General features: G+C 56.7%; 23 protein-coding genes and 6 pseudogenes. 8 read left to right on the top strand and 21 right to left on the bottom strand.

All coding sequences use genetic code 11. The features are described from left to right. Window positions 1–8 precede the first annotated feature (8 nt). The 7 genes and pseudogenes from RSAL33209_RS01360 to RSAL33209_RS17365 all read right to left on the bottom strand — a co-directional run. Window positions 9–1142, bottom strand: coding sequence for an adenosine deaminase (locus tag RSAL33209_RS01360; RefSeq protein ID WP_012243791.1), 1134 nt, complete (start codon window positions 1140–1142; stop codon window positions 9–11). Window positions 1143–1166: 24 nt separating this feature from the next. Beyond that, window positions 1167–1904: a DedA family protein gene (locus RSAL33209_RS01355; RefSeq protein WP_012243790.1), complete on the bottom strand. Its 738-nt coding sequence runs from the start codon at window positions 1902–1904 to the stop codon at window positions 1167–1169. Window positions 1905–2020: 116 nt separating this feature from the next. Then, window positions 2021–3345, bottom strand: a pseudogene (locus tag RSAL33209_RS01350) (thymidine phosphorylase). Window positions 3346–3378: 33 nt separating this feature from the next. Then, a pseudogene (locus RSAL33209_RS16790) lies at window positions 3379–3753 on the bottom strand (cytidine deaminase); the annotation flags it as partial. A 5-nt stretch (window positions 3754–3758) separates the two neighbouring features. Further along, a pseudogene (locus RSAL33209_RS16785) lies at window positions 3759–5268 on the bottom strand (ABC transporter permease). Further along, window positions 5265–6514: pseudogene (locus RSAL33209_RS01340) on the bottom strand (ABC transporter permease). The pseudogenes RSAL33209_RS16785 and RSAL33209_RS01340 overlap by 4 nt, the downstream one beginning before the upstream one ends. Beyond that, window positions 6486–7043 (bottom strand): annotated as a pseudogene (locus tag RSAL33209_RS17365) (heme ABC transporter ATP-binding protein); the annotation flags it as partial. The pseudogenes RSAL33209_RS01340 and RSAL33209_RS17365, both read right to left, overlap by 29 nt. A gap of 419 nt (window positions 7044–7462) precedes the next feature. Between RSAL33209_RS17365 and RSAL33209_RS01320 the strand changes: the two are divergent. Further along, on the top strand, window positions 7463–8536 hold the full coding sequence (locus tag RSAL33209_RS01320) for an IS3 family transposase (RefSeq protein ID WP_012243778.1): 1074 nt from the start codon (window positions 7463–7465) through the stop codon (window positions 8534–8536). A 412-nt stretch (window positions 8537–8948) separates the two neighbouring features. Here RSAL33209_RS01320 and RSAL33209_RS01315 read toward each other — a convergent pair whose 3' ends face one another. The 4 genes and pseudogenes from RSAL33209_RS01315 to RSAL33209_RS01300 all read right to left on the bottom strand — a co-directional run bounded on the left by RSAL33209_RS01315 (window position 8949) and on the right by RSAL33209_RS01300 (window position 11793). Next, window positions 8949–10004, bottom strand: a complete 1056-nt coding sequence (locus RSAL33209_RS01315; protein ID WP_012243777.1) for an LLM class flavin-dependent oxidoreductase — start codon at window positions 10002–10004, stop codon at window positions 8949–8951. Beyond that, window positions 9997–11013: an NADP-dependent oxidoreductase gene (locus RSAL33209_RS01310; RefSeq protein ID WP_012243776.1), complete on the bottom strand. Its 1017-nt coding sequence runs from the start codon at window positions 11011–11013 to the stop codon at window positions 9997–9999. Before RSAL33209_RS01310 ends, RSAL33209_RS01315 begins: the two co-directional genes overlap by 8 nt. Beyond that, window positions 11010–11438: pseudogene (locus RSAL33209_RS01305) on the bottom strand (organic hydroperoxide resistance protein). The gene RSAL33209_RS01310 and the pseudogene RSAL33209_RS01305 overlap by 4 nt, the downstream one beginning before the upstream one ends. A gap of 49 nt (window positions 11439–11487) precedes the next feature. Beyond that, on the bottom strand, window positions 11488–11793 hold the full coding sequence (locus RSAL33209_RS01300) for a MarR family winged helix-turn-helix transcriptional regulator (protein WP_325050087.1): 306 nt from the start codon (window positions 11791–11793) through the stop codon (window positions 11488–11490). Window positions 11794–12061: 268 nt separating this feature from the next. Between RSAL33209_RS01300 and RSAL33209_RS18445 the strand changes: the two genes are divergently transcribed. Both RSAL33209_RS18445 and RSAL33209_RS18440 read left to right on the top strand, forming a co-directional pair. Beyond that, window positions 12062–12604, top strand: a complete 543-nt coding sequence (locus RSAL33209_RS18445; RefSeq protein ID WP_244862349.1) for an alcohol dehydrogenase catalytic domain-containing protein — start codon at window positions 12062–12064, stop codon at window positions 12602–12604. 3 nt (window positions 12605–12607) lie between these two features. After that, window positions 12608–13033, top strand: coding sequence for a zinc-binding dehydrogenase (locus RSAL33209_RS18440; RefSeq protein WP_267895936.1), 426 nt, complete (start codon window positions 12608–12610; stop codon window positions 13031–13033). A 25-nt stretch (window positions 13034–13058) separates the two neighbouring features. Here the strand turns inward: RSAL33209_RS18440 and RSAL33209_RS01290 are convergent, their stop codons facing one another. The 3 genes from RSAL33209_RS01290 to RSAL33209_RS01280 form a co-directional block, all read right to left on the bottom strand. Next, window positions 13059–14261 carry an amidohydrolase gene (locus RSAL33209_RS01290; protein ID WP_012243770.1) on the bottom strand — a complete coding sequence of 401 codons (1203 nt, stop codon included), beginning with the start codon at window positions 14259–14261 and terminating at the stop codon, window positions 13059–13061. A gap of 65 nt (window positions 14262–14326) precedes the next feature. Further along, window positions 14327–14818, bottom strand: a complete 492-nt coding sequence (locus tag RSAL33209_RS01285; protein ID WP_012243769.1) for a tetratricopeptide repeat protein — start codon at window positions 14816–14818, stop codon at window positions 14327–14329. Between the two features lie 6 nt (window positions 14819–14824). Further along, a complete protein-coding gene (locus tag RSAL33209_RS01280) occupies window positions 14825–15985 on the bottom strand; it encodes a mannose-1-phosphate guanylyltransferase (RefSeq protein WP_012243768.1) in 1161 nt (386 codons plus the stop codon). A gap of 306 nt (window positions 15986–16291) precedes the next feature. Between RSAL33209_RS01280 and sdhC the strand changes: the two genes are divergently transcribed. The 5 genes from sdhC (at window position 16292) to RSAL33209_RS01255 (ending at window position 21039) form a co-directional block, all read left to right on the top strand. After that, the gene (gene sdhC / locus RSAL33209_RS01275) at window positions 16292–16684 is read left to right on the top strand and encodes a succinate dehydrogenase, cytochrome b556 subunit (protein WP_080503854.1); all 393 of its coding nucleotides are present in this window, start codon (window positions 16292–16294) and stop codon (window positions 16682–16684) included. 1 nt (window position 16685) lies between these two features. Continuing rightward, on the top strand, window positions 16686–17162 hold the full coding sequence (locus RSAL33209_RS01270) for a succinate dehydrogenase hydrophobic membrane anchor subunit (protein WP_012243766.1): 477 nt from the start codon (window positions 16686–16688) through the stop codon (window positions 17160–17162). Window positions 17163–17256: 94 nt separating this feature from the next. After that, the gene (sdhA, locus tag RSAL33209_RS01265; protein ID WP_012243765.1) at window positions 17257–19023 is read left to right on the top strand and encodes a succinate dehydrogenase flavoprotein subunit; all 1767 of its coding nucleotides are present in this window, start codon (window positions 17257–17259) and stop codon (window positions 19021–19023) included. Beyond that, on the top strand, window positions 19023–19835 hold the full coding sequence (locus tag RSAL33209_RS01260) for a succinate dehydrogenase iron-sulfur subunit (protein WP_012243764.1): 813 nt from the start codon (window positions 19023–19025) through the stop codon (window positions 19833–19835). Before sdhA ends, RSAL33209_RS01260 begins: the two co-directional genes overlap by 1 nt. A gap of 235 nt (window positions 19836–20070) precedes the next feature. Continuing rightward, window positions 20071–21039 carry a patatin-like phospholipase family protein gene (locus RSAL33209_RS01255; protein WP_012243763.1) on the top strand — a complete coding sequence of 323 codons (969 nt, stop codon included), beginning with the start codon at window positions 20071–20073 and terminating at the stop codon, window positions 21037–21039. Window positions 21040–21063: 24 nt separating this feature from the next. On the opposite strand, the gene RSAL33209_RS01250 is transcribed toward RSAL33209_RS01255, so the two are convergent. From RSAL33209_RS01250 to RSAL33209_RS01225, 7 genes are all read right to left on the bottom strand, one after another. Then, entirely contained in the window at window positions 21064–21480 is a 417-nt protein-coding gene (locus RSAL33209_RS01250; RefSeq protein WP_233496565.1) for a GNAT family N-acetyltransferase, read from the bottom strand. A 133-nt stretch (window positions 21481–21613) separates the two neighbouring features. Next, window positions 21614–22339, bottom strand: coding sequence for an MgtC/SapB family protein (locus tag RSAL33209_RS01245; RefSeq protein WP_041684282.1), 726 nt, complete (start codon window positions 22337–22339; stop codon window positions 21614–21616). 153 nt (window positions 22340–22492) lie between these two features. After that, entirely contained in the window at window positions 22493–23044 is a 552-nt protein-coding gene (locus tag RSAL33209_RS15780) for a YhjD/YihY/BrkB family envelope integrity protein (RefSeq protein WP_012243760.1), read from the bottom strand. 6 nt (window positions 23045–23050) lie between these two features. Further along, window positions 23051–23506 carry a YihY/virulence factor BrkB family protein gene (locus RSAL33209_RS15775; protein ID WP_049758756.1) on the bottom strand — a complete coding sequence of 152 codons (456 nt, stop codon included), beginning with the start codon at window positions 23504–23506 and terminating at the stop codon, window positions 23051–23053. After that, window positions 23478–24056 carry a 2'-5' RNA ligase family protein gene (locus RSAL33209_RS01235; RefSeq protein WP_012243758.1) on the bottom strand — a complete coding sequence of 193 codons (579 nt, stop codon included), beginning with the start codon at window positions 24054–24056 and terminating at the stop codon, window positions 23478–23480. The genes RSAL33209_RS15775 and RSAL33209_RS01235 overlap by 29 nt, the downstream gene beginning before the upstream one ends. Before the next feature lie 5 nt (window positions 24057–24061). Continuing rightward, on the bottom strand, window positions 24062–25093 hold the full coding sequence (trpS, locus tag RSAL33209_RS01230) for a tryptophan--tRNA ligase (protein ID WP_012243757.1): 1032 nt from the start codon (window positions 25091–25093) through the stop codon (window positions 24062–24064). A 41-nt stretch (window positions 25094–25134) separates the two neighbouring features. After that, entirely contained in the window at window positions 25135–26001 is an 867-nt protein-coding gene (locus RSAL33209_RS01225; RefSeq protein WP_012243756.1) for an exodeoxyribonuclease III, read from the bottom strand. Between the last annotated feature and the right edge of the window lie 34 nt (window positions 26002–26035).

Below are 26035 nucleotides of genomic sequence, written 5' to 3'. Positions count from 1 at the left end.
AACTAGGTTTAGCGCAAGCCGGCGTAAGCCTCGGTGATGTATTCGGCTAAAGCTTCGCGTTCTTCCAAAGGCAGGAATGCCGCCTCTGCAGCGTTCAAAGTAATCGCCAGCAAGTCGTCGAGGTCGTAGTCGAAAGTCTCAACCAGCAGCTCAAGCTCACTCGTCAAGGTCACACCAGACATCAAACGATTATCGGTGTTCACGCTGACCCGGAAGCCGGTTTGGTACAGCAAATCAAAGGGGTGCTGATCAATAGTGTTACCCCAGGCCGCGATAGCACCGGTCTGCAAGTTCGACGACGGGCACAGTTCCAGCGTGATGCCACGGTCCCGAACCCAGGAGGCCAACGACCCGAGCGTCACCATGCCCAGATCGGCTTCGTTCGCTTCGTCCGTGGTGAAATCAACCTCAATGTCTTCAGCGATTCGGACGCCATGCCCAAGCCGAAGAGCACGGCCATCAACTAACGCAGACTGAATGCTTTCCAGCCCAGCGGCCTCACCGGCGTGCACCGTAGCCGGGAAATTCTGCTCAGCAAGATAGCGGAAAGCGTCTGCAAAACGGGACGGCAAAAAGCCGTCTTCCGCGCCAGCAATATCAAATCCGACCGCACCGCGATCGCGGAATTTGACCGCCAATTCCGCGATTTCTTGACCTCTGTCTGCATGGCGCATTGCGGTGATGAGCTGACCAACTTGAATGTGTCCGCCGGCTTCTTCGATCGCTTCGGTGCCTTCTTCGATCCCAGCTTGGACGGCTTCGACAGCCTCATCCAAGCTCAACCCCTTAGTCAAGTGCTGCTCCGGCGCCCAGCGCACCTCACCGTAGACCACGCCGTCGTCGGCTAGATCCTCGACGAATTCGCGCGCCACCCGCTGCAAGCCTTCGCGAGTTTGCATCACGGCAACCGTGTGCTCGAAGGTCTCTAAGTAACGGACCAATGATCCGGAATCTGCGGACTCACGGAACCAGGCTCCGAGCGCCGCGGGATCAGTTGAAGGTAGCGTGTGGCCGATCTGCGCTGCGAGCTCGATGATCGTGGCCGGGCGCAAGCCGCCGTCCAAATGATCATGTAGCGAGACTTTCGGCAAGCTACGGATATCGAAGGGCACGTCTGATGAAATCTGGGCTTCGGTAGTCACGGCTCAACTCTACTGGAATTTGGCTTATGGAATGTTAGAACCAGGTTCGACGCTGGGGACCGTCGTTTTGCTTACCTTGGTGTTGGCTTCGCTCGGCTCGGCAACGAGATCGCTTTCCACACTAGCTGCTTGTTTTTGCGAACGCTTTTCAAGCCATTTGTGAAACATCTTCATCAGATGATCGACGAGGAATCCGATGATGATGGCAAAGACGATCGCAATTCCAACACCCAACAAGTGATTGTTCTTGATCCAGCTGCCGGCAAAGGTGCCAATACCTACGCTGTAGGCAGCCCATGTCACACAAGCAACAGCGTCGACGGCGGCAAACTTTCGCCAGGGGTACTGGGTGGCTCCAGCGGTAAAGTTCACCGCAACTCGACCAACGGGAATGTAACGCGCGGTCAGAATCAATACGGCACCGCGTTTATCCAGCTCCATTCTGGCCCAGTCAAACGCTTTGGCAACCTTAGGCCGCCGCATCCATTTGAAGCCAGCAGTGCCAATTCTTCGGCCCAGCTGATACGCAATGTTGTCACCGATGATCGCACCGATCGCACCACCGGCCATCAAGAGCCAAACGTTCGGCTCCCCCGTGCTCAACGAAACTGCAGCCAACGCCACAATCGCCGTCTCGCTAGGCAGAAAGATAAAGAAACCATCGATCAGACAGAACAGCGTCACTAGCGGAACAATCCACCACTGGCTTGCAGAGTGCGCGATCATCTCATTGAGACCGCGGAACAATTCTATTAAGTCCACGAAGGACGGCTCCTTGTACTAGTGCGAGGTTGCATTAATCGTCCCACGCAGCATTTGCAGAAGCTATCGCTCCTAAGGGTGAACCTTGCTGCAGCATGTCACCCCACGGTATGAGTTCAGGCGATTCGGTCCATGATCAGTTGATTTGCCGGCCGCGATCCCTCCGGCGCGATGGTCACAGCGTCCGCCAGCGCTTCTTTGGCTCGTTCAAATCGCTCTGGAGTATCGGTCAGTAAGGGCATCAGCGGTTCACCAGCGCGAACCACAGCCCCCGGCTTGGCATACATTCGGACCCCCGCACCAGCTTGCACTACATCATTCTTTTCGCGCCCGGCCAGCACCAAGCCGCCAGGCCGCAATGCCAACACTGAGTGCATCCAAGCCAACCAAGACGCCGTCCGCCGGGGCATAAATCACCTCAGACTCTTTGGCTACCGGAAGGGCTGCCTCCGGATCGCCGCCCTGGGCCTTGATCATCCGCCGCTAAACGTCCATGGCTCGACCATCTTTTAGCGCTGCCGCTGGGTCAGCTCCGTGCAGGCCCGCGGCGCTCAACATCTCTTCGGCAAGCCGAACTGTTAGCTCAATAACGTCCTGCGGTCCCCCGCCAGCAAGTACTTCAACTGACTCTTCAACTTCAATTGCATTTCCTGCGGTAAGGCCCAGCTGCGTCGACATATCGGTGAGCAGCGCCACTGTTTTGACACCTGCATCGGTGCCCAGCTCCACCATAGTTTTAGCCAATTCGCGCGCCTGAGCCAGATCCTTCATGAATGCACCCTAACCGACTTTGACGTCAAGGACCAGAGACCCGGTACCCTCGGCGATCTTCTTACTCAATGATTGAGGAAGCAATCAGCGGGATAGCCTCAACGGTTCCCGTAACATCACGCAAGGCATAGATCTTTTTATCAGCCGGCGCCAAGCCAGAACCTGTGGCACAAATTACTGCGCCGACGTCTTGAAGTTGCTGCATCATCTCCTCATTTGAGAGCGCAGCCCGCCAGCCAGGAATCGCTTCGAGCTTGTCCAAAGTGCCGCCAGTGTGACCAAGTCCACGGCCAGAAAGCTTCGGCACCGCAACGCCAAAGACTGCCACCAGCGGAGCCAGCGGCAAGGTGATCTTGTCCCCCACACCGCCGGTCGAGTGCTTGTCCGACGTCGGCTTGCTGCCCTGAGCGTTAACCGGGCCGCCGTTGACTGCCCTGAGACTAGAAAATTCCATTCGCTCGCCGGAGGCGATCATCGCAGCAGTCCATTGTGCGATTTCTTCCCGGTTCATGCCATTGAGCAAGATCGCCATGTTCAAAGCGGCCATCTGCTCTTCCGCGATGACACCTCGGGTGTAAGCGTCAATAGTCCAAGCAATTTGCGCTTGGCTCAAGATTCCGTGATCAAGCTTGGTGCGGATCACATCAACGGCATCAAAGGATTCAGTCATGAGTTCACTCGCTATTCTGAATAGATTTTCCGGACCGAAAGCATCTGGCAAAACTTGGTCCATGGTTTTAATTCCGGACACCGTCATCAGCTGCATATCGCTACCTCGATGTTCGTAAAGTAGCTGCCGGCAGCGGCCGCAGGGCATCAGCACTTTGCCCTCGCCGTCTACACGATAAAAGGCAGCGATCTTGCCGCCACCGCTCATCTGTAGCGCACCAACCAAGGTGCACTCGGCGCACAAGGTGAGTCCATAGGAGGCGTTCTCCACATTGCAACCGACAACAATTCGACCGTCCTTGGTGAGTGCTGCCGCACCCACCGGGAACTTCGAATAGGGCACATAGGCTCGCCGCATCGCGGCAGTAGCCTGGGCGGCAAGTTCGGGCCAATCGATGCTGCTATTCACAGCGGCTAGCCTTTCACGTATGGTTCGCCGCTGGCTGCCGGTGGTCTAGATCTGCCCACCAAACCAGCCACCGCAATGATGGTCAACAAGTACGGCAGCATTGCCATGAACTGGCCCGGAACGGGTGAGCCAATAATGGTGATGATCTGTTGCAAGTTATCGGTAAAACCGAAGAGCAGCGCGGCCAGAAACGCACCGATGGGGTTCCAGCGGCCAAAGATCAGCGCCGCCAACGCGATGTAACCGCGACCGCCAGACATGTCCTTGCTGAAGGAATCAACGGCCACCAAGGTAAAAAATGAACCACCAACGCCGGCTACCGCGCCGCCCAGCAAAACATTCCAAAATCGGGTCCGATTGACGTTGATGCCCACGGTATCGGCAGCTTGTGGATGCTCATCAACTGCCCGCACGCGCAAGCCCCATTTGGTGTGATACAGCCCGACGTAGACCACGATAACCGCGATATACATCAAGTAACCAACAATCGACTGGCGGAAAAGAATTCGGTCCAATCACCGGAATATCCGATAGGAACGGAATGGCCACTGGCCCAAGTCGCGGCGGCTTATTGAATTTATCTGGGTCCGTCGTGAGCACGGTAGAAAAGAGGAAGCTGGTCAGCCCAGAGACCAACACGTTGAGCACTACGCCAACAATGATCTAATTGACCAGATATTTGATGCTCACTACTGCCAGCACTAGCGAAACCAGAGCACCAGCCACGGCAGCGGCTACCAGTCCAACAAAGGGATTGCCGGTGATCGTGCCGACCACCGCTGCGCTGAAAGCACCGAACAGTAGCTGGCCTTCAATCGCAATATTTACCACGCCCACTCGTTCGCTCAACACTCCGGAGAGCGAACCGAAGACGAGCGGCACGGCAAGTGTCACTGCGCCACCGAGGAGACCAGAGAGCGAGATAGAAGGCATCTCATCCCGGCCACCGCCAACGATCCAGACCATGAACCCCAGGACGAAGACGACGGCAAAAGTAGCCCCGAGCCAAGCCGGAGTCCGCCGTTTTTACGAAGTCAGCCAGATTGCATACGCCGCCAACAGACACAAAAGTATCGCGGCAATCCAACCAACGATGCCACTAGGAACACTGATTACTTCGACCTTGGCCATGCCAAGCAAGCCGACGACGGCAAGTACTAATAACGTGGCGAAAAGCGGCCAGAACCAACGCGGGGTCGGTAACTTATTTCGTCTTTTGCTATAGACCAAAGCGCCAAGCGCCAGAATCAAAACTATTGCGGCAAAGAAGGTGACCGCTGCGACTGCGGAGGCTCCGCCGTCGGACGATTCGGTAATGCGGAAGCCGGCCTTCTTCTCATTCGACATGAAGCCGAAGAGAACAAGCCCCACCAATGCCAGCAAGCCAAGGCCAACTCCGGCCTTCCAGCTCACCAACTCTGGATCGATGGTCTTCTTCGAATCCTTGCCCGCATTGACCGAATTATCTGGGTTAGCCGGGTTGTCATTGCGAGGTGATTGCGTCACGGCGCTCATACGTTTGCTCCGCTCGTCAACGAGGTATCAGAGGTAGTCTCGTCTGGCTTCTTACGTTGCTTCTTTCTAGCGTTCATCCCAAATACCGCACGAACTAACGGCGGGGCCGCGATGAATAGCACGATGAGTGACTGAATGACCAAAACGATGTCGATAGGTGTGCCGGTCTGCGCCTGCATCACCACACCACCGGCCCGGAAAGCCCAAAATAACAAGCCAGCGAAGAAAGTGCCCCCGGCGTCGAGCGGCCCAGCAAGGCTACTGTGATCGCATCAAAGCCAATCGACGCTGCCACCCCGCCTGAGATGTATTTCTCGGTACCAGATACCTGCGAAATACCGGCGAGTCCGGAAAGCGCACCGGCAATCGCCATCACCAGGATGACGCGACGCGAGACACTAATGCCAGCTGTGCTAGCTGCCTTCGGATTGGCACCGACGGCGCGAAACTCGAAACCGATGGTGGAGCGATTGAGCAGCCACCAAACGAAAATCGTGACGATAATCGCCAGAATGAAGCCTGCATGCAATCGGAATTGCGGGCCAAGCAACAACGGGAACAATGCGGTTTCGTCCAAAAACGGCGAAATCGGGTTGGTTGACCCTGGCCGTTGGAACGCTGGCAGCGTGAGCAAATACATCAGCAAGAAGTTTGCAATGTAGTTGAGCATGATGGTCACAATGACCTCATGTGCGCCAGTCCTAGCTTTCAAAAGCCCGACGACGCCGCCCCACACCGCGCCGCCGACCAGGCCAGCCGCGATCACCAAGAGCAAGTGCAAGCCCCACGGCAAATGCCAGCTAAAACCAACGTAAGCGCCGAAGAGGGCACCCAAGATAATCTGACCCTGCGCACCGATGTTGAACAGACCCGCACGGAACGCGAGCGCCACACCCAGGCCAGCACAGATCAGCGGCGTTGCTACCGTCAGTGTTTCGGTGAGCGGGTAAATTTTTGCGTTGAAGTCGACGCCAGCCCAATTGAAAATACTGCCCTGGATCAGCGTGCTATAGGGCTTGAGTACTTCAGAGATCAAGTCGCCGGGCCGCGAGAAGAAATAGCCTGCTGCGGCGCTGACTTTAGGGTTGGTGACCGCCATCAAGATGCCGCCGATCACCACGGCCAACAGAATCGACAGCACCGATACCAGGGCATTTCCAGCGAATATTTGGCGCAGAACGGAGTCTTTTTGCGGCTCCGTCTGCACGGTTGTGGTCTCAGACATCGGCTTCGCCTCCGTTGGCATGGTGAGCATCTGAAGTCTCGGTTGCCTGCTGCTGAGCTTCTTCGGCAGAGACGCCAGCCATCATCAGGCCAAGCACGTCTCGTGGGGTGTTTGCCGGCACAATGCCGATCAGTTTGCCGCGGTAGAGCACCGCAATCCGATCCGCTAGTTCCACAACCTCGTCAAGCTCGGTGGAAACGATCATTACGGGCGTACCGTGATCACGTTCGGCGATGACCCTTTTATGCACAAACTAAATTGAGCCAACGTCGAGGCCGCGAGTTGGCTGCGAAGCAATAAAAAGTTGCAGTGGCCGGGAAAGCTCGCGGGCCAGAACTACCTTCTTCTGGTTACCGCCGGAAAGGGTGCCGACCGACGTCGTCACCGACGGGGTGCGCACGTCAAACTCGGTGACTTTCGCTTCGGCATTCTTCGAAATCACTGCGGGCGTCATGCCCAACCCCTTTGCGAAGGGCGCTTGGTCATAAAGATCCAAAATCATGTTTTCCGCGATGCTGAAACTGCCGACCAGGCCGTCTATCTTGCGGTCTGAATCGCCCCGGTGTGTCCGGAGGGTTTCTCAGACGATGAGCCTGTCGGCGGCTGCCGTGCTCTGGTAGTGATTGTAGTAGTGGTTTTCTAGCTCTACTGGTGGGATGTCTCCGCAGTACTGGTAGAGCCTTCGGTGGTTGTACCAATCGGCCCATTCAGCGGTGCCGATTTCGACTGAACCGTTACCGGTTTTATGCCGCTTCCTTTTGAGTTTGGAAGGAAGTATTGATGGTTATGAATCGGAAGTTTTCGCGGGAGGTTCGGGACAGGTCGGTGCGGCTGGTTTTGGATCATCTCCAGGAGTATCCATCGTTGATGGCTGCTTGTGCTGCTGTGGGCGGCAAAGTCGGGGTTGGGAAGGAATCCCTACGTCGTTGGGTGAGGCAGGCCTAAATTGATGCCGGGACCAGGGTAGGGATGTCCACGACGGAATCGGAGCAGGTACGTGCGCTCAAACGTGAGAATCGTGAGCTGCGTGAGTCGTTAGAGATTGTGAAGGCTGCGTCGGTTTTCTTCGCGGGGGAACTCGACCCCCGCGAAGCATTGATCAGGGGATTCATCGATGAACAACGCTTCCTTGGCTGGGCAGTCGAGGTGATCTGCAAGGTCCTGCGTGGCCAGGGCTTAACGGTCACTGCCCGGACCTACCGTAGTTGGAAGGTCTCCACCGCTTCGGTCCGGGACATGGCAGAGGCTTCGGTTATGGATGCGTTGCTAGGAACGGTAGGGACACCGGAGGGAATGTACGGGAGGAGGAAAATGACGGCTTGGCTGCGTCGGAAAGGATTCGAGGTCTCTTACCGGCAGGTGAACCGGCTCATGAGCTTGTTGAGTTTGAAAGGCCGGGTACGGGGCAAAGGTGTGCGCACCACGGTGCCGGACCGAAACCATGACCGTGCCCCGGATTTATTGGATCGGTGCTTCACCGCAGCTGGCCCAAATCAGCGCTGGGTTGCGGACTTCACCTATGTGCGCACCTGGGCAGGTTTCGTCTATGTCGCGTTCATCATTGATTGTTTCTCCAAGTACATCGTGGGCTGGAACATCTCCACGATCAAGGACACCGCCCTGGTGAGCACAGCACTCAGGATGGGCTTATGGCAGCGGACACGCACCAGGCATCCGGTCGCAGAAGGGCTGATCCATCATTCCGCCGCCGGGTCCCAGTACACTTCCTTGCATTTCGGGGAAACCCTGACTCTGGAGGGCATCGCAGCATCAATCGGCTCTGTCGGGGACGCCTACGATAACGCCTTGGCCGAGTCCACCATCGGCCTGTTCAAGACTGAAGCCGTCCGAGAAGATTCTCCCTTCCGCAACGGGCCGTTGAAAACCATCGATGAGGTTGAATGGGCCAGCTTGGCCTGGATCGATTGGTACAACAACGACCGCCTACACACCAGCATCGGAGACATCCCACCGACAGAACACGAAGTAGTGTATTACGCTAAAGAAACCATCCCGGCCCAACCGGTGCAGGGGCTCGCATAAAAGCGGCAAGAAACCGGTAACGGTTCAGCGTTCCTCCAGACAATCCTGATTTTCACAGGGCAGATAACGATGCGAGTTCCACTGGATGCTTCAATGAGTGTCCGTCCGTCATGGTGTGACACACCATGTCCCTCAACTCTGTTTTCACTGATATCGTCGTGGTGCTGCGCCGTAGGCTCCTCATCGAGTTAAGAGCCCGCCAGCGCAATCATCACCTTATCGTAGTGCGACATAGATCACTGAAGAAATCCACAGCGTCACTCTTGCCGCATCGTTGGGAAGTTGTTATCAATCGACTGTCGCAAAATCGCCTCGCCCCCCTAACACTCTACGGATGCATTTTCGGCATAGGGATGCACCAACAACGCCTTGATAGGGAATCCCTATGCCGAAAATGCATCCGTAGTGGGCGTCACCAGTTGGCGGCGAGCGCTTCCAAGGTGTCGATTCGGTGCTGCACGTTATACGTGTAGCCCGTGACCATCAGCTCATCTGCCCCAGTTGCCTCAACCAAGGCGCGCAACTCTGGAAGCACCGTTTCCACCGTGCCCACGGTTTTAATCGCCGGCAGGTGTTTCATCGCAGCAAGCTCAGCTTCGCTGAAAACGCGCTCGGCAGCTTGCTCAGGAGTCACAATCGGCCCCAGCATTCCGGTCCGCAAGGCGAGCGCCTGCACTCGGCTCGGGCCAGCGAGGAACTCAGCCCTTTCAGCAGACTCTGCAATCAAAGCAGACGTCGCAATCATCACGTGCGGCTTTTCCAGCGCGGGTGAGGGCTTGAAAGAGCTTCGGTAAAGTTCGACGGCGGCAAGCGCGTCGGGCGCGAAATGATGCGCATAGCTGTACCGGAGTCCAAGCATGCCAGCCATCTGGGCGCTGTAGCCCGAGGAGCCTAATAGCCAGACCTCCGGGTACGACTGCGCGTTTGGCGTCGCCGCGAGCGGCTTCCGAGTGCCCAATGCCTCGATCAGTTCTGGCCGCACATCGCCCAGCATCGCCATCGTCTCCAAGACATGCAGCGGAAAGTCCTCCACCGACATTGCATCAGTATGCCGACGCAATGCCTGCGCAGTGGCTCCGTCGGTTCCGGGTGCCCGGCCGATGCCGAGGTCAATCCGCCCCGGGTGCAGAGCTTCCAGTAAGGCGAATTGCTCGGCTACCACCAGCGGTGCGTGATTAGGCAACATCACCCCACCGGATCCGAGTTTGATCCGTTCGCTTGCCCCAGCCAGATGCGCCATCAAAACTGGCGGGTTCGTCGAAGCGACCGCCGGCATATTGTGGTGCTCCGCCACCCAGTAGCGTGCGTAGCCAAGCCGGTCTGCCGCCTGCACCAAAGTGGTGGAGTCCGCTAGCGCTTGCGTAGAGCTACGCCCCACCCCCACACTGGCTAGATCCAGAACGGACAGTTGAATCTTTTGATCCGCACTCTGATCAGCGTGGGATTGGGGCGCAGTTACATCAGTCAACGGTGATGACCATCTTTCCAGTATTGGCACCGCCCAGCATGTCGATGAAAGCTTGTGCCGTGTTCTCTATACCTCGGACAACGGTTTCCTTGTACTGAATCTTCCCGCTCGCAACCAAAGGGCCAACAAGCTGGGCGTATTCACCGGCAAACTTCGCATACGAGCTCACAATGAAGCCATGGAAATTGAGCTCTTTGCCGATTGCTAACGCAAAGTTGCGCGGCCCGACCGGAGCTTCTGTGGAGTTGTACTGGCTGATCGCACCGCAAAGGGCAACTCGACCAAACTTGTTCAAATGCCAAATTGCCGCTTCAAGATGCTCGCCGCCAACGTTGTCGAAATACACGTCGATGCCGTCAAAATCACCCAAAGCAGCTTTGAGCTGATCCTTGACCGGACCGTCGTTGTAGTTGAATGCTGCGTCAAAGCCCAACTCAAGCAGCTGGGCAACCTTCTCGGCAGAGCCTGCGCTACCAATGACCCGAGCGGCGCCGAGTTGCTTGGCAATTTTCCCCACCAACGAGCCAACAGCTCCGGCCGCACCGGAGACGAAAACCACGTCGCCAGCTTTGGACTCAGCGATCTTAGTCAGGCCAATATAAGCGGTCAGACCGGTCATGCCTAGCACGCCCAAGTACGCGCTCGCCGGCGCAAGGGAAAGGTCAATCTTCTGCACTCGAGCAGCGTCGGCAATCAAGTAATCGCGCCAGCCCCGGTCATGGACGACGGCGTCGCCCACCTGAACGCTGTCACTACGGCTGGCGATAACTTCGCCCACCGCGCCGCCGTCCAGCGGCTTATCAAGTTGAAATGGCGGCACATACGACTTGACGTCGTTCATCCGGCCACGCATATAGAGGTCCACCGAGACGGCGACGTTTTTGACCAGAATCTGGCCGTCAGCCAGTTCGGGCAAATCTGCCTCGGTGAAGCGGAAGTTCTCCAGCGTCGGTACCCCGTTCGGGCGCGACGCCAGTTCAAATTGACGTGTTGAGACCGGCAAGCTCATGCTGCGACTCCTGCGGGTGAGAGCTTGACCTCGATGTTGCCGCGAGTGGCGTTGGAATACGGGCAAACCTGATGTGCTGCTTCAACAAGGGCTTGCGCGGTGGCGGCATCTACTGCGGGCAGGCTCACTTCGAGCTCCACTGCCAGGCCGTAACCACCTTCACCGTTGGCGCCCATGCCAACCTTTGCCGTGACGGTGGAATCAGTAACATCGGCCTTTTACCGACGAGCCACCACGCGCAGGGCCGAGTGGAAACATCCCGCATATCCAACAGCAAAGAGTTGCTCCGGATTGGTACCTTCGCCGCTGCCACCCATTTCAACCGGGCTAGCTAGCGTAACGTCCAACTGGCCGTCTGAGCTGCGGCCGTGGCCATTGCGGCCATCGCCGGTAGCAAGGGCTTCTGCGGTGTAAACGATGTTCATGATGCTCCTTCTAATTTGTGAAATTTAGTGGTCAAAATCTGTGGGAAAGCTAAACAGTCTGGCGGAGTGAAGTGTTGAGTTTTGCTAGAATTGAGCACAGTTGTTGAACTTCTTCCGCGCTAATACCGGCCTTTTCGGCCAGGTCGTGTGGCACTGCACCAGCACGTTCGCGGAGCGCGACGCCTTCGTCAGTTAGCTCGACCTCCACCCGACGCTCGTCATCGACGGCGCGCCGGCGGCGAATCAGTCCTGCCACCTCCATCCGCTTCAACAGCGGCGAGAGCGTGCCAGAATCCAGCTGCAATGCCTCGCCTAATTCGTGCACGGTAGCGCCGTCTTGTTCCCATAACAGCAACAACACCAAGTATTGCGGGCTAGGTCAGTCCAACCGATTCCAACATGGGGCGGTAGGCCGCGGTAAACGATCGGGAAGTGGAATACAGCGCAAAACAAACTTGCGATTTGAGGGCTTGCCGTTCACCCATACTTTTACTGTTGTACACAATTAGATTGTGCACAACCTAATTGCAAAATCCGATACCTTTTCCAGAATCTCTGGCAGTCATATGATCGTTGCAGTAACGAATCCCCCTTGGAAACGAGTCGATGCAATGACCGGAACTATGCAAGCTATTTTCCTCGATGGCCCGGGAGCACCCGGGGCTCTCACCATCCGTTCCCTGCCGATTCCCGTTCCCGCCACCGGGCAGGTATTGATTCGAGTAAAAGCCTTTGGGCTTAATCGATCCGAACTGCATACCAGATTGGGTCTAGCCGAAGGGGTCACGTTCCCCAGGGTCCTCGGCATCGAAGCGACTGGCGTTGTTGCCGAATGCCCTGGCGGAGAATTTGAGCCTGGTCAGCAGGTTGTCACCATGATGGGCGGAATGGGTAGAACTTTCGACGGCGGATACGCCGAATACACCTGCGTACCGGCCGGCCAGGTGATTGCCTTTCGCAGCGAGCTCGACTGGTCGGTATTAGGTGCGGTTCCCGAAATGCTGCAAACCGCCAACGGTTCACTTTCGATTGGCCTGAACGCCCAAGCTGGGCAATCGATCCTGATTCGTGGCGGCACCTCCTCAATTGGCATGGCGACCGCAGTGTTGGCCAAGCTTAAAAACATGACCCTACTGTCTACCACTCGCAGTGAAGCAAAAACCTAAGCTCTGCGAGCGCTAGGCGTAGATCATGTATTGATCGACGATGGCCAGATCGCCGCGCAGGTTCGGCAGATACTGCCCGACGGCGTCGATGCAGCCCTTGAGCTCATTGGCACGCATACCCTGCCGGGCACCCTGGCCTCGGTCAAGGTTTTGGGTACCGCTTGCTTTACTGGGATGCTCTCCAACGAGTGGACAGTCAAAGACTTCTATCCGATTGAGTACCTACCGCGCGGTGTGCGACTCAGCGCATATGGTGGCGGCTCTGAGGATCTTTCCCCGGCGGTATTGCAGGGATTTCTTGATGCGGTTGCCAGCGGAACTGCAACGGTGCCCATCGGAAAGATTTACGCATTCGATCAAATCGTTGAAGCGCACACCGCGATGGAATCTGGTAGTGCCGCTGGCAAGTTAGTCGTCATCACTGACTGAGCTAACTGCCCATTCGACAGCCCAGTTAGGGCAGGTCACGGATAGTGCGCAATGCGGTAGCGGCGAGCACCCGGATGCCATTTGCTAGTGCAGCTTCGTTGAGGGCGTAGTCACCACGGTGCAAATCGTAAACCTCGCCACCCGGCGTGTGCGTGCCTAACCTCATCATCGCGCCAGGGATGTCCTGGAGGAACCAGGCGAAATCCTCACCACCCATGGATTGTGGTGTGAGTACCACCGCGTCTTCGCCCAGTTCAGCGCGGGCTGCGGCTTCGATAATTACCGTTTCATGTTCCGAGTTGGCTACCGGCGGCACGCCACGCGTGTGTTCCAGGTGCACATCAACGCCGTATGGCGCGGCGACTTGCTGAACGACGTCGTCGAGCAACTCGCCAGCGGAATGCCAAGCGTCCCGATCAAGGCAGCGCATAGTTCCGGACATGAACCCGTTGGCCGGAATGGCGTTCGGTGCAGCGCCAGCCTGAATCTGTCCCCAGACCACTGAAACCCCACTACGCACATCAACTCTGCGCGAAAGTACCGCGGGGACGTTGATCGCAATCTGCGCTAACGCGAAGACCAGATCCTCGGTCAGGTGCGGCCGGGAAGTATGGCCGCCACGACCGCTGAGTTCGATCCGAATCGTATCTGAGGCCGAAGTTATCGCACCGATTCGGGTGCCAATTTTACCCACTTCGATGCGCGGGTCACAGTGCAGCGCCATGATCCTCGGCACGCCGGTGAGAGCCTCTTGCGCTATACAGTCCAGAGCCCCACCGGGCATGATTTCTTCGGCCGGCTGGAAAATGATTCGAATGGTGCCGCCCAGCGGCTTCTGGCTGTGGATGGCTTGCAACACCAAGGCGATACCAAGCATCGTGGTGGTGTGCACGTCGTGCCCGCAGGCATGAGTCACGCCGTGATTGACCGAGGCAAAAGGTAGCCCGGTTTCTTCGATCACCGGAAGCGCGTCAATATCGCCGCGTAACGCGGTAGCTACCGGTCCAGCGCCGACGTCGACAATAACCCCAGTACCAGCCAACCGACGCGGCTGCAGCCCGGCAGCGCTTAGTCGTTCCACGATCTTGTCGGTGGTGCGAAATTCTTGCCGTGAAAGTTCAGGATGCTGGTGCAAATCGCGACGAAATTCGGTGAGCTCCGCCAGTAGCGGCTCCAACCACGGCCCGATTGCCTCAGTGGGCTCGGCATCTTGAGTGTAATTACGCACAAAGAAACTCTAACGACTTAGCGCCGTTTAGCCTTCACTGGAGCGTCATACGGCGAGATTCGCGCTCAATCTTCGAGCAGCGCCTGCGCATAATTGGTCATCGATCGTTGATACCTCGGCAAGTGCGGAACAAGCGCTAACAGGGATATTGACAACGCTTCACGTTCTTTACCTTGGGAGCTGAGTACCAGCGCTAAGAATCCTTGAAGCGCGGCGGTGTATTCGTTCTGGGGCCTCGCGACTTCGGCACGTAACAGCGCTTCAGCCTCGTCTAACTCGCCCAAGTTGCGCAACGAACTGGCCAACTGCACTGTCAGTTGGCGACGTTGTGCTCCAGCGAGCCCTTCAGCTAACGCTTGACGATATAGCGGGATCGCTTGCTCCGGATGTCCGGTCGAATCAAAGAACCCGCCGCGCGCAAAAGAGATCTGCGGATCGCCAGCCGGCAACTGCGCCAGCAACGCTTCTAGCTCAACGCGGAATTCTGCTTCGGAAAAGTCATCGAATCTGAGCCAAAGCTGCTCAATGCTGGCTTGATTAGTTTGATTCGCTGGCATGACTGATCAGAGCACATCGACGTCGCCGGAAGCCTTGAGGCTCTCGACCGCAGCTTTAACACGTTGCGCATGCGCCGTCGTCGTGACCAAAAGTGCGTCGGGCGTGTCCACGATGACGACGTCGTCAATACCAATCAGTGCGATGACACGTTTGGTGTCAGTGACCACAACGCCCGAGGCATTTTCAGTGAAAACCCGTCGCGCGCCCTCGCCAAGCACCGTGACGTTATCTGCGTCTTTAGCGCTGTTGAGGCGGCCGATCGCGGCGAAGTCACCCACGTCATCCCATCTAAAGGATGCTGGTACCACTGCAACATCGCCTGCGACTGCGGCAGGTTCAGCGACAGCATAGTCAATGGCAATCTTCGGCAACGTGGGCCAAATACGGCCCGTTACTTCTTCTCGCTCCGGGGTGTCCCAGGCGTCAGCAATTGCAATGAGACCGGCATGTAATTCAGGCTCATTCGCGGCCAAATGCTTGAGCATCAACTTCACCGGCGCAACAAACATTCCCGCGTTCCAGTTGTATCCGCCTTCGGCCAAGTACTTATCAGCCGTCGCCTGATTCGGCTTTTCAACGAATTCCGCCACGGCGTGCGCGTTCGGTGCACCAGGAATGTTGAGCGGCTCGCCGGTGAGGATATAGCCGAACCCCGTCGAAGCGTGCGTTGGTGTTATGCCAATGGTGACGATCTTCCCGGTCGCCGCAGTCAAAATCGCTTCCTGGACTGCTGCCTGAAAAACCGAGTCCGGACTAATCACATGATCAGCGGCAAAGGATCCCATAATGATTTCCGGATCCCGCCGATGCAAGATCGCTGCCGCTAAGCCAATGGCTGCAGCGGAATCTTTTGGTTCGCTTTCAAGCACTAGCTCGGAGTCAGGCACCTCCGGCAGCTGTGCGCAAACCGCTTCTTTGTGCGCCGCACCGGTGACCACCATCATTCGCTCCTGCGCAAGCGGGGTCAGCCTGTCGTAAGTAGCTCGCAATAAAGTACTGCCAGAACCAGTCAGATCATGCAGAAACTTGGGCGCGCCAGCGCGCGAGAGCGGCCACAATCTGGTTCCCACGCCGCCCGCAGGTATTACTGCGTGGAAGGACGCCAAAGCCGCTTGTTGCGCCGCGTTTAAGTCGACGTCGTCGTGGTTCGAATTATAAGAAATCATTGCGGACCACTTTAGCGGACGCGGAGGAAATACCCTCGATTTCCAGGCAGTCGCACAGCTAATCCAAAAATTTGACCGGAAAAAGCAGTAATTCTGTTGCTCAGATCACTGCTTTACGGGCTCAGACACGGTAATTGTGACCTGCTGCAAAAAGGAAGGGAAGCCTAAGTTGAGTAAGCTGTGAGCGAAGCCTAGATTTAGGCTTGAGTTAGCTGAACTAGCGCGGCTGCGGAATGAATCTTGTCCGAGCGCGATACGCCGCTCAGCAATAGTTGCCTGCAGTTGCACTACCAGGAGGTTTATTCAGTGCCGACGAAACCAGCTAGCACCCTGTACCGCGGCCGTGAGGGCATGTGGTCATGGGTGGCGCACCGAGTCACCGGCGTGGTGATTTTCTTTTTCCTGCTGGTGCACGTGTTGGACACGTCCCTGGTACGGGTATCACCCGAAGCATACGATGCCGTGATCGGCACCTACAAGAATCCGTTAATGGGCCTGGGTGAAGCCGCGTTGGTCGCCGCCATTGTGTTCCATGCTTTCAACGGCTTACGAATCATCGCGGTCGACTTCTGGAAAAAGGGCCCCAAATACCAGCGGCAATTGCTTTGGGGCGTCTTAGGGCTTTGGGTCATCACCATGGTTCCCTTCTTAATTCGCCAATTGAGTATTGTTCTTCCACCACTGTGGGGAGGTCACTAATATGACTGCTATTGAAGCCCCACGTAGCGCAAAGGCCACGGGAAAGTCCGGAATCAATTACAACCGGAATAAAGGCTCGGGCTCAAAGTTTGAGATGTTCGCCTGGTTATTCATGCGTTTGTCCGGCGTAATTTTGATCGTCCTCATCTTCGGTCACCTCTTCGTCAACCTGATGGTCGGCGAAGGTGTGCACGCCATTGATTTCGGCTTCGTTGCCGGTAAATGGGCAAGCCCGTTCTGGCAGATCTGGGATCTGCTGATGCTTTGGCTGGCGATGCTGCACGGCACTAACGGCGTGCGAACCATCATCAACGATTACGCAGAAAAGACCGGTACTCGAATTGCCTTGAAGACCGTGCTCTACGTGGCTACCGTCGTCATCATTACCCTGGGTACCCTGGTGATTTTCACCTTTGATCCTTGCGTCGTTGGTTCCGATGGCTTGCCGCTACCTGGCAGCTTCTGCCCAGTACCTTAGTAGGCCATCGCTTTCGCTGTTTGGCCCTTAGTTTTTCGCTCGGCCTCACTCGGTCTTACACACCAAGTACGGTTCCACAGAGGAGTTTCACAGTATGCAGGTTCACAAATACGACGTAGTGATCGTCGGTGCGGGCGGGGCTGGCATGCGTGCAGCTATCGAGTCCGGCCAACGAGCACGGACCGCGGTGCTGACCAAGTTGTATCCGACGCGTTCGCACACTGGTGCCGCTCAGGGCGGTATGTGCGCGGCACTGGCGAACGTCGAAGAGGATAACTGGGAATGGCACACCTTCGACACCGTCAAAGGCGGTGACTACCTAGTTGACCAGGACGCTGCTGAGGTCATGGCAAAAGAGGCCATTGACGCAGTGCTCGACTTGGAAAAAATGGGGCTGCCGTTCAACCGCACACCCGAAGGCCGGATCGACCAACGCCGTTTCGGCGGCCACACCCGCGATCACGGCAAGGCACCCGTCCGCCGCGCCTGTTACGCAGCAGACCGCACGGGCCACATGATTCTGCAGACGTTGTATCAAAACTGCGTCAAGCACAACGTGGAGTTCTACAACGAGTACTACGTTTTGGACCTGCTCACAGTAGTCGATGAGGAAACCGGCCAAAAACGTGTTTCCGGTGTGGTTAGCTACGATCTAGCCAGTGGCGAGCTACACGTATTCCAAGCAAAATCCGTAGTTTTCGCCTCGGGCGGCACCGGCAAGGTCTTCAAGACCACCTCGAACGCACACACTCTGACCGGTGACGGAATGGCAATCGCTTTCCGCCGCGGCATCCCGTTAGAAGACATGGAGTTCTTCCAGTTCCATCCGACCGGTTTGGCTGGACTGGGAATCCTACTTTCTGAGGCGGCCCGTGGTGAAGGCGCAATTTTGCGTAACTCCGAGGGCGAGCGGTTCATGGAACGCTATGCGCCAACCATCAAGGACTTGGCACCCCGCGACATCGTTGCCCGATCAATGGCTAACGAAGTCCGCGAGGGTCGTGGCTGCGGCCCGAACAAGGACTACGTGTTGTTGGACTTGACTCACTTGGAGCCGGCGCACATCGAAGCCAAGCTCCCCGACATTACCGAGTTCGCCCGCACCTACCTTGGTGTGGAACCGTTCACCGAGCCGGTGCCTGTCTTCCCCACCGCGCACTACGCCATGGGCGGCATTCCCACCAACATCTCGGCTGAAGTTCTTCAGGACAACGACACTGTGATCCCTGGGCTGTTTGCCGCCGGTGAGGTTGCCTGCGTTTCCGTGCACGGATCAAACCGTCTGGGCACCAACTCGCTGCTAGACATCAACGTTTTCGGTAAGCGCGCCGGTATTTCGGCCGCAGAATACGCCAAGGGCGCTGATTTTGTGGAGCTACCCGAAGACCCTGAGGCCTGCACCTTGGGCATGCTGGATCACGTTCGTACGTCCGACGGCGGTGAGAAAGTCGCGCTGATCCGTAAAGATCTGCAGGACTCGATGGATGCCAATATGCAGGTATTCCGTTCAGCAGACACGCTGAACTTGGCATTGAGCGATATTGCAAAGCTCGAAGAGCGATACCAACGAATCACCGTTCAAGACAAAGGCAAGCGATTCAACCTGGATCTGCTTGAGGCTGTTGAACTGGGCTTCTTGCTCGAACTGGCCAAAGTTATGACGGTCGCGGCACTACACCGCGAAGAATCTCGTGGCGGCCACTCCCGCGAAGACTTCCCGGATCGCAACGACGAGAAATTCATGAAGCACTCAATGGCTTATCTGGACGAAGGTGCCGAAACTGAGCACATCGCCGGCATTCGTTTGGATACTAAGCCGGTTATTTTCACCCGCTATGAGCCAATGGTGAGGAAGTACTAATGACTAGCACAATTGAAACCGCTGAAACCGCACCGGAGCCGGCGTCGAAAATTGAACTCCCAGCAAGTGTTGGCGGCGGCGGCAAAATCCCCACCTTCGACATTACGCTCAAGGTGCGTCGCTACAATCCGGAAGCTGGCGGCGCCGACGGCGAAGAAGCGCACTGGGACGAGTGGAAGCTCACCATGTACGGCACCGACCGCGTGCTAGATGCCTTGCACAAGATCAAATGGGAGCACGACGGCACCCTGTCTTTCCGCCGCTCTTGCGCTCACGGCGTCTGCGGTTCTGATGCAATGCGCATTAACGGCCGTAACCGCTTGGCTTGCAAAACCTTGTTGAAAGATCTGGATACCAAGAAGCCAATTACGGTTGAGCCGATTAAGGGCCTTCCGGTGGAAAAAGATCTCATTGTGGACATGGAGCCGTTCTTCCAGTCTTACCGCGAGATCATGCCGTTCCTGATCAACAAGGGCCACGAGCCGACCAAAGAGCGTTTGCAGTCTGCTGAGGACCGCGAGCGCTTCGATGACACCACCAAGTGCATCTTGTGTGCGGCGTGCACCTCGAGCTGCCCCGTATTTTGGACTGACGGTCAGTACTTTGGCCCGGCCGCAATTGTCAACGCGCACCGCTTCATCTTCGATTCTCGCGATGATGCTGGCGACATGCGTTTAGAGATCCTCAATGACAAAGAAGGCGTTTGGCGCTGCCGAACCACCTTCAACTGCTCGGAGGCTTGCCCACGCGGCATTCAGGTCACGAAGGCAATCTCAGAGGTTAAACAGGCCATTTTGGCTCGTCAGATCTAATTCGTTTTTAGCGCCAAGGATGTCCCGTTGAGTCAATGAACTCGGCGGGACATCCTTGTGCTTGCGCACTATGGTGTGCGCGTGATAGTTTTCCGGTGATCGTGATCAATCGGCAGGAGGTGAGACCCATGAACGCAGTATCCATAGTGGGCGCTCCCCTGCAGTCCACGATCGCGCGGCTGAACTAAGTCGCCACTGGGAGCGCCGAATAGGCTCATCGCGAAAGGCGACTCCCATGAAAACAACATCTTTTTCTACTCCCTCATCAACGTCCACGGCGTCCAGCAAAGCAGCGCAAATATCGGCTGAACCGGACCGTCAGCGAGCATTAGTTCTCGGCGGCGGCTCAACAGGCAATGCGTGGCTGATTGGTATGATCGCTGGCCTGTTTGACGCCGGAATAGACCTCACTGAAGCCGATCTCATTGCCGGTACTTCGGCTGGATCAACAGCGGCGGCTCAGATTACCGGCGTCAGTCCGAGCCAACTCTTCGCCAGTATCTTATCCGCCGCAACGCCACAACAGTCCGCGCCAGTTGCCGCCAAACCTGAGCAAGGGCCTCCCGGCGTGTTCAGCTCGGTCCCGGATCACATGCGCAGGACTAGTGAGGTGATAGCGGCTGCGCACGATGTAGCCGATATGCGGCGCCAAATGGGGGCATCTGCGCTTGCATTAGCCGCGTCATCCGATGCCCCCACCCAATCACGATGGCGCGCTACGGTCGCAGCCCGATTGCCGCAGCAGCAATGGCCGGCACAAAGGGTGCTCATCACGGCGGTTGATGCGGATACCGGCGAACCGGTAGCGTTCGACAGTCACAGTGGCGTGGATCTAGCCGACGCCGTCGCGGCAAGTTGCGCTGGTGGTTTCGCCTACCGAATCGGTAACACCCGGTTTATTGACGGCGGTTACCGGACCAATGCTGAGAATGCTGATCTAGCCACCGGATACGCACGAGTTCTGGTGCTGTCGCCCTTTGGCGGCAGGTCCCGGACTCCAGTGGAGTGGGGCATGCATTTGGCAACTCAGATCGAAGAGTTACGGGTGGGTGGCAGTGGCGTTGAAACCATATATCCGGACAGTCAATCCGAGCATATGTTCGGCACAAACGCAATGAATTTGTCACTGCGTCCAGCCGCCGCCCAAGCCGGTTACGAGCAGGCGCAGGTCCTCGCTAAAAGTATCGAGGGATTCTGGCGCTGATACCGGTGGAAATCCGATAGTAGGTCAACTGGCAGTGCGCCCGGGCCGTGCCATCGGGATATGTTCAATGTTGTCCTCGTAAAAGACTTCACCGGCTGGTGCAAAACCAAATTTTGCATACCAATCCTGCTTGTCAGTCTGCGCGTCCAAAACGATTTCTCCGCCGGCCGCCGTCTCCACCGCCACCGCCCGCTGCATAAGTTCTGCGGCAATACCTTTGCCACGCGCAGTCAGGGCGGTGGCGACTCGACCAATTCTGAATTGCGAGCCTTCATCAAGTAATCTCAGCGTCGCCAGCACACTGCCCTCATGCATTGCCCAGAACATCAACGCACCAGGTTCGTCATCGCGTCCGTCTAACTCCGGATAGGCAGCACCCTGTTCCACCACGAAAACCGCAACTCGCAAACACAGCACCCGGTACAGCGTTTGAGGTTCCATCTGACTCAGCGGTTGCGAGAAGTATTCCATCCCACTAAATCTAGCTCCCCCTTCGAAACGCTGCACCACTTTTGGGCCTTAATCAAGGGTGCTTTAAGGCCCAAAAGTGGTGCAGCGTTTCGGGGAAGGTTCGTTAGCTTTCGCTGTCTTCCCGGTCCAAGGCAATCTGCCGAACGCCGTCGATCGAACTCAATGCGATCAACAAGTTGTCTACCGCGTTGGGTGACCCGTCTACTTCCAGCACAATGTCTTGAAAGCGGCCAGCATCCTCGACGCGGTCTACCGTGTCAAGCTCGATTTGCTCGCTTTTGAGGATCTGAAGATTACTCACCTTCATGCCGTGCGCGGCCACCGCAGAAATGATGTCCCTCAGCAAGCCGTGCCCGTCACGGTACCGCAGGCGAATACTGTGCCTAGTTCCTTTGGCATGTGGCATCCGCTGGGTCAACGGTTTAATCCCCAAGGTGACCAAAAGATAGACCAAAACAACTCCCGGCGCGATGATAAACATGCCAGCCCCTGCTGCCATTCCGACGGCGGCCACCAGCCAAATGCTCGCAGCTGTAGTCAGCCCTCGCACCACATCGCGACGGACAAAGATCAGACCGGCGCCGAGGAAACCGACTCCGGAGACAATTTGCGCCGCAATGCGCGACGGGTCCAGACCAATACCTGTTTGTCCCAGAATGTCGTAAAACCCGTGTTTGGAGACCACCATGAACAACGCTGAGCCAAGGCCCACTAAAGTATGCGTGCGGACACCCGCTTGCTTTTGGTTGTATTCACGTTCGATGCCAATGACTAAGGACAGCACCATCGCGAGCACAATATTGATCAGGTAGGGCAATTCATTGTTCATGGAGCTTCCTTTCAAACCTGCTCTAACCTACGCCTCCGGGCGGAAAATCCCTCGAGCAAATCCTCTCGAAACGCTGCACCACTTTTGGTCGATATGAGCCCGTCATAACAACCAAAAGTGGTGCAGCGTTCAACGGGGGGGGATGGGAACGGGCTATTTGGCTCGTTGCTCGGCGTCAGCCTTTGCTACGGTGCCCCAACCGGCTGCGATCAAATACACCTGAGACAGCAGGTAAAACCAGACAAACAAGCCCAAGATTACCGAAAACGGGGCTAACAGCGGATTCTTCCCGGCGACGTTGGCCAGTAAAACGCTCGAAAGCGCCCGCAACACAGTGGAACCAACTGCTGCGATCAGCGCAGTCTGCCAAAGCGCCACTCTGGGCATTTGAATAGCAGAGACGGATCGGAAAAGCGCCATACACACTGCAAGGTCCAAAAGTAGCAACACCACAAAAGACGCAACGTAAGTGATTGGACGCGCCAGCTCAACATCGAGCGATAAGGCCGCCATCACGCCGTCGAGCGCCGTAACCACGCCAACGCTTATTACTGAGGTCGCCACCAACAGAATACCCAGCACCAGTAAGGTAGCTGCATCTTTGAGCTTCAGTAAGACGGGGTTGGCTTCTAGCGGCCCGGTAGCAAAAATGCCACGAATCCCTTCCCGCAACCCGCCAATCCAGCCCAAAGAAGTGAGCAGCAAAGCAACTCATGAGATCACCAGTGCCCAGCCGAACCCCTCAGTTGACTTGAACAGTTCCTCTGGCGTGGCCAAGCCGCTGCCGATTTTGATGAGGCCTGGAGTTGCCTGCGCCACCGCCTTAACCACGGCGTCCTGCAGCGCTTTGTTGCCATTCGCCACCAGGCCCAAAATGGAGAAGCCTGCCACCAGCATGGCGGCGACTGAGAAGAACATGTTGTAGGCCGAGCCCGCGGCCAGCAGTGGACCATGCCGCAAAGAATATGTTTGGAAAGCTCGCATAGGCCGCAGCAAATTCAGTTTGGCTAACCAAAATTGCACTCTGGCTTGAAGCAGAGCAGGCGCGCCGGGCGCCTTTCGTTTTGCCTTGCCCAGATCGATCCGTTTCAGGATCAGCCGCCGTTCAAGTTCTTTCCGATCGGTGGGTACCGGTTGCTCAGACTGAGCTACCGGCTTCCTTTTCACTCTGTTCAGATCCGCCAAAGCTGAACTCCTCCTGAAGCTGCCAGACGCCGTCGACGTCGTGTTCATACAACCCCATGCTATCGACCTGAAAACTTGCCCGATAGGATCTAAGGCGTTGCTCGGCCTCGTCCATGCCGGGATCGGAAATATCGTGGGCCACAGTGACGTGCGGATGGAAAGGGAATTCAAGCTCGCGGGCAAGAGGTCCCGCCTGGAGCTCTTCGTGTAGCTGCACGCACTCATCAAAGCCTTGAACCACTTTGAGGTAGATCACCGGCGATACTGGACGGAACGCGGCAGTGCCTTCCAGGGTGACCAAAAATCCCTGCTGCTCAGCGGCTACCTCGCGGACATGCCCCAGCACAGCAGCCCAATCGCTCGCGGGCGTAGTGGTAACCAAAGTGATGTGGGCAGGAACGACGTCGGCCAACGGGTCGCCGAATGAGGCTCGCCAACGCTTCAGATCTTCAGCAAAGGGCTCGGGAAGCGCAATCACTACACCAACCGACCGCACGGGGTCTTCGCTGGCAGCCACTTCACGAATTCCCATGGTGCTTATTTCGCCGCTTCGATGCTAACTGGCGCGAGGAACCCCACCTTGCGGTAGACATCCTCTAGCGTGACAGCCGCGACCTCGCGGGCCTTTTGCGCGCCGACTGCCAGCAACCGATCTAATTCGGCCGGGTCTGCCAAAAGCTCTTGGGCTCGTTCCCGTATTGGACCGAGCTCGGCAACCACAAGATCTGCAAGTTCGACTTTCAAATTTCCATACATTTTGCCGTCAAAATCTGCTTCGACTTGGGCGATCGACTTCTTGCTCAACGCGGCATAGATCGACAGCAAGTTCGAAACGCCCGGCTTATTTTCCTTGTCGTAACGAATCTCGGCACCATCGTCGGTGACCGAGGATTTGATTCGCTTCGCGGTGACCTTCGGATCATCGAGCAAATTGATCAAACCATTGGGTGAATCAGCAGATTTGGACATCTTTGCTGAGGGGTTTTGCAAATCTTGGATCTTTGCCGATTCTTTCTGAATGAAAGCTTGCGGGACCACGAATGTCTCGCCAAACCGGTGGTTAAATCGCTTGGCCAAATCTCGGCTGAGCTCTACGTGTTGACGCTGATCTTCACCAACTGGCACGCCTTCTGGCTGGTAAAGCAGAATGTCGGCAGCTTGCAAGATCGGATAAGTGAACAATCCAACGCTCGCAGTATCAGAGCCCTGCTTAAGGCTCTTGTCCTTGAACTGGGTCATCCGGGAGGCCTCGCCAAACCCAGTGAGGCAATTGAGCACCCACGCCAATTGGGTGTGCTCGGGCACATGAGACTGCACAAAAAGCGTGCACTTTTCTACATCGATGCCACCAGCCAAATACTGCGCCGCGGTAACCCTAGTCCGCTGGGCAAGCACACCCGGATCCTGCGGAACCGTGATTGCGTGCAGATCAACAATCATGTAGATCGCGTCGTATTCTTCCTGCATCTTCCGCCACTGCACAAGCGCGCCCAGATAGTTTCCCAAGTGCAAGGAATCTGCAGATGGTTGCATTCCGGAAAGAATACGGGCACGTGCTGTAGCTGGCATGTCAGGCTTTCAGTTGTTAATGAATGAGGCGCGGGCGCGAATTAGCGGATGTTGTAGTCAACGACGAGCGGCGCGTGATCGGACCGTCGAGTGTCGTAGCTGGCGGCGCGGTCTACCACGACGTCTCCGGCGGCCGCGAAGAGCTCCGGCGTAGCCATCTGGTAATCAATCCGCCAGCCGGTGTTGTTGTCGAACGCTTGGCCGCGCTGTGACCACCAGGTATACGGCCCTTCAACCTGCCCCGCCACCTCGCGTTGCACGTCTTTCCAACCCAAACCGTCTTTGAGGTCGTTTGCGCTGAAAAATCGGTCGAAATATGCGCGTTCTTCAGGTAGGAAGCCAGCGTTCTTGACGTTGCCTTTCCAGTTCTTAATGTCCAAGGTGGTGTGACCTACGTTCAAGTCGCCCACGATCAGGGCATAGTCACTGTGTGCGGCCAGCTCCGGCATTCTCGTCAACATCACGTCGAGAAAACGGTATTTATCGTCCTGTTTGGGCGTATTAACTTCGCCGGAATGCACGTAGGCACTCACGACGGTAAGCTGTTTGCCGCCGGAGAGTTTGTAGTCGGCTTCAACCCAGCGTCCAGTGGTAGCAAAGTAATCATCGCCGATGCCAGTTCTGGTAGCAATCGGCTCAAGCGAGTCCTTGCGGGAGGCAATCAAGACCCCGGCTCGGCCTTTGTCTGCAGCTTCAGCATGAAGCAGGTGCCAGTCTTGTGCAAGGAAGCCTTCTACCACGTCATCTGGTGCGCGCACCTCCTGTAAACAGAGGATGTCCACATCCCGGGCGGCAAGCCAATCGGCCATGCCTTTGCGGTAAGAGGCGCGAATTCCATTGACATTTACCGAGGCGATTCGCACCGCGTCAGCTGCTTTTTTCGATGTCGGATTGCTCACTCGGACCACTTTACCCGGTTTGAGCTATTTGCCGGACGTACGC

The organism is Renibacterium salmoninarum ATCC 33209, assembly GCF_000018885.1.
Taxonomy (GTDB): Bacteria; Actinomycetota; Actinomycetes; order Actinomycetales; family Micrococcaceae; genus Renibacterium; species Renibacterium salmoninarum.
The sequence above is the reverse complement of the archived record's forward strand: the minus strand, read 5'-3'. Positions and strand labels throughout refer to the sequence as shown.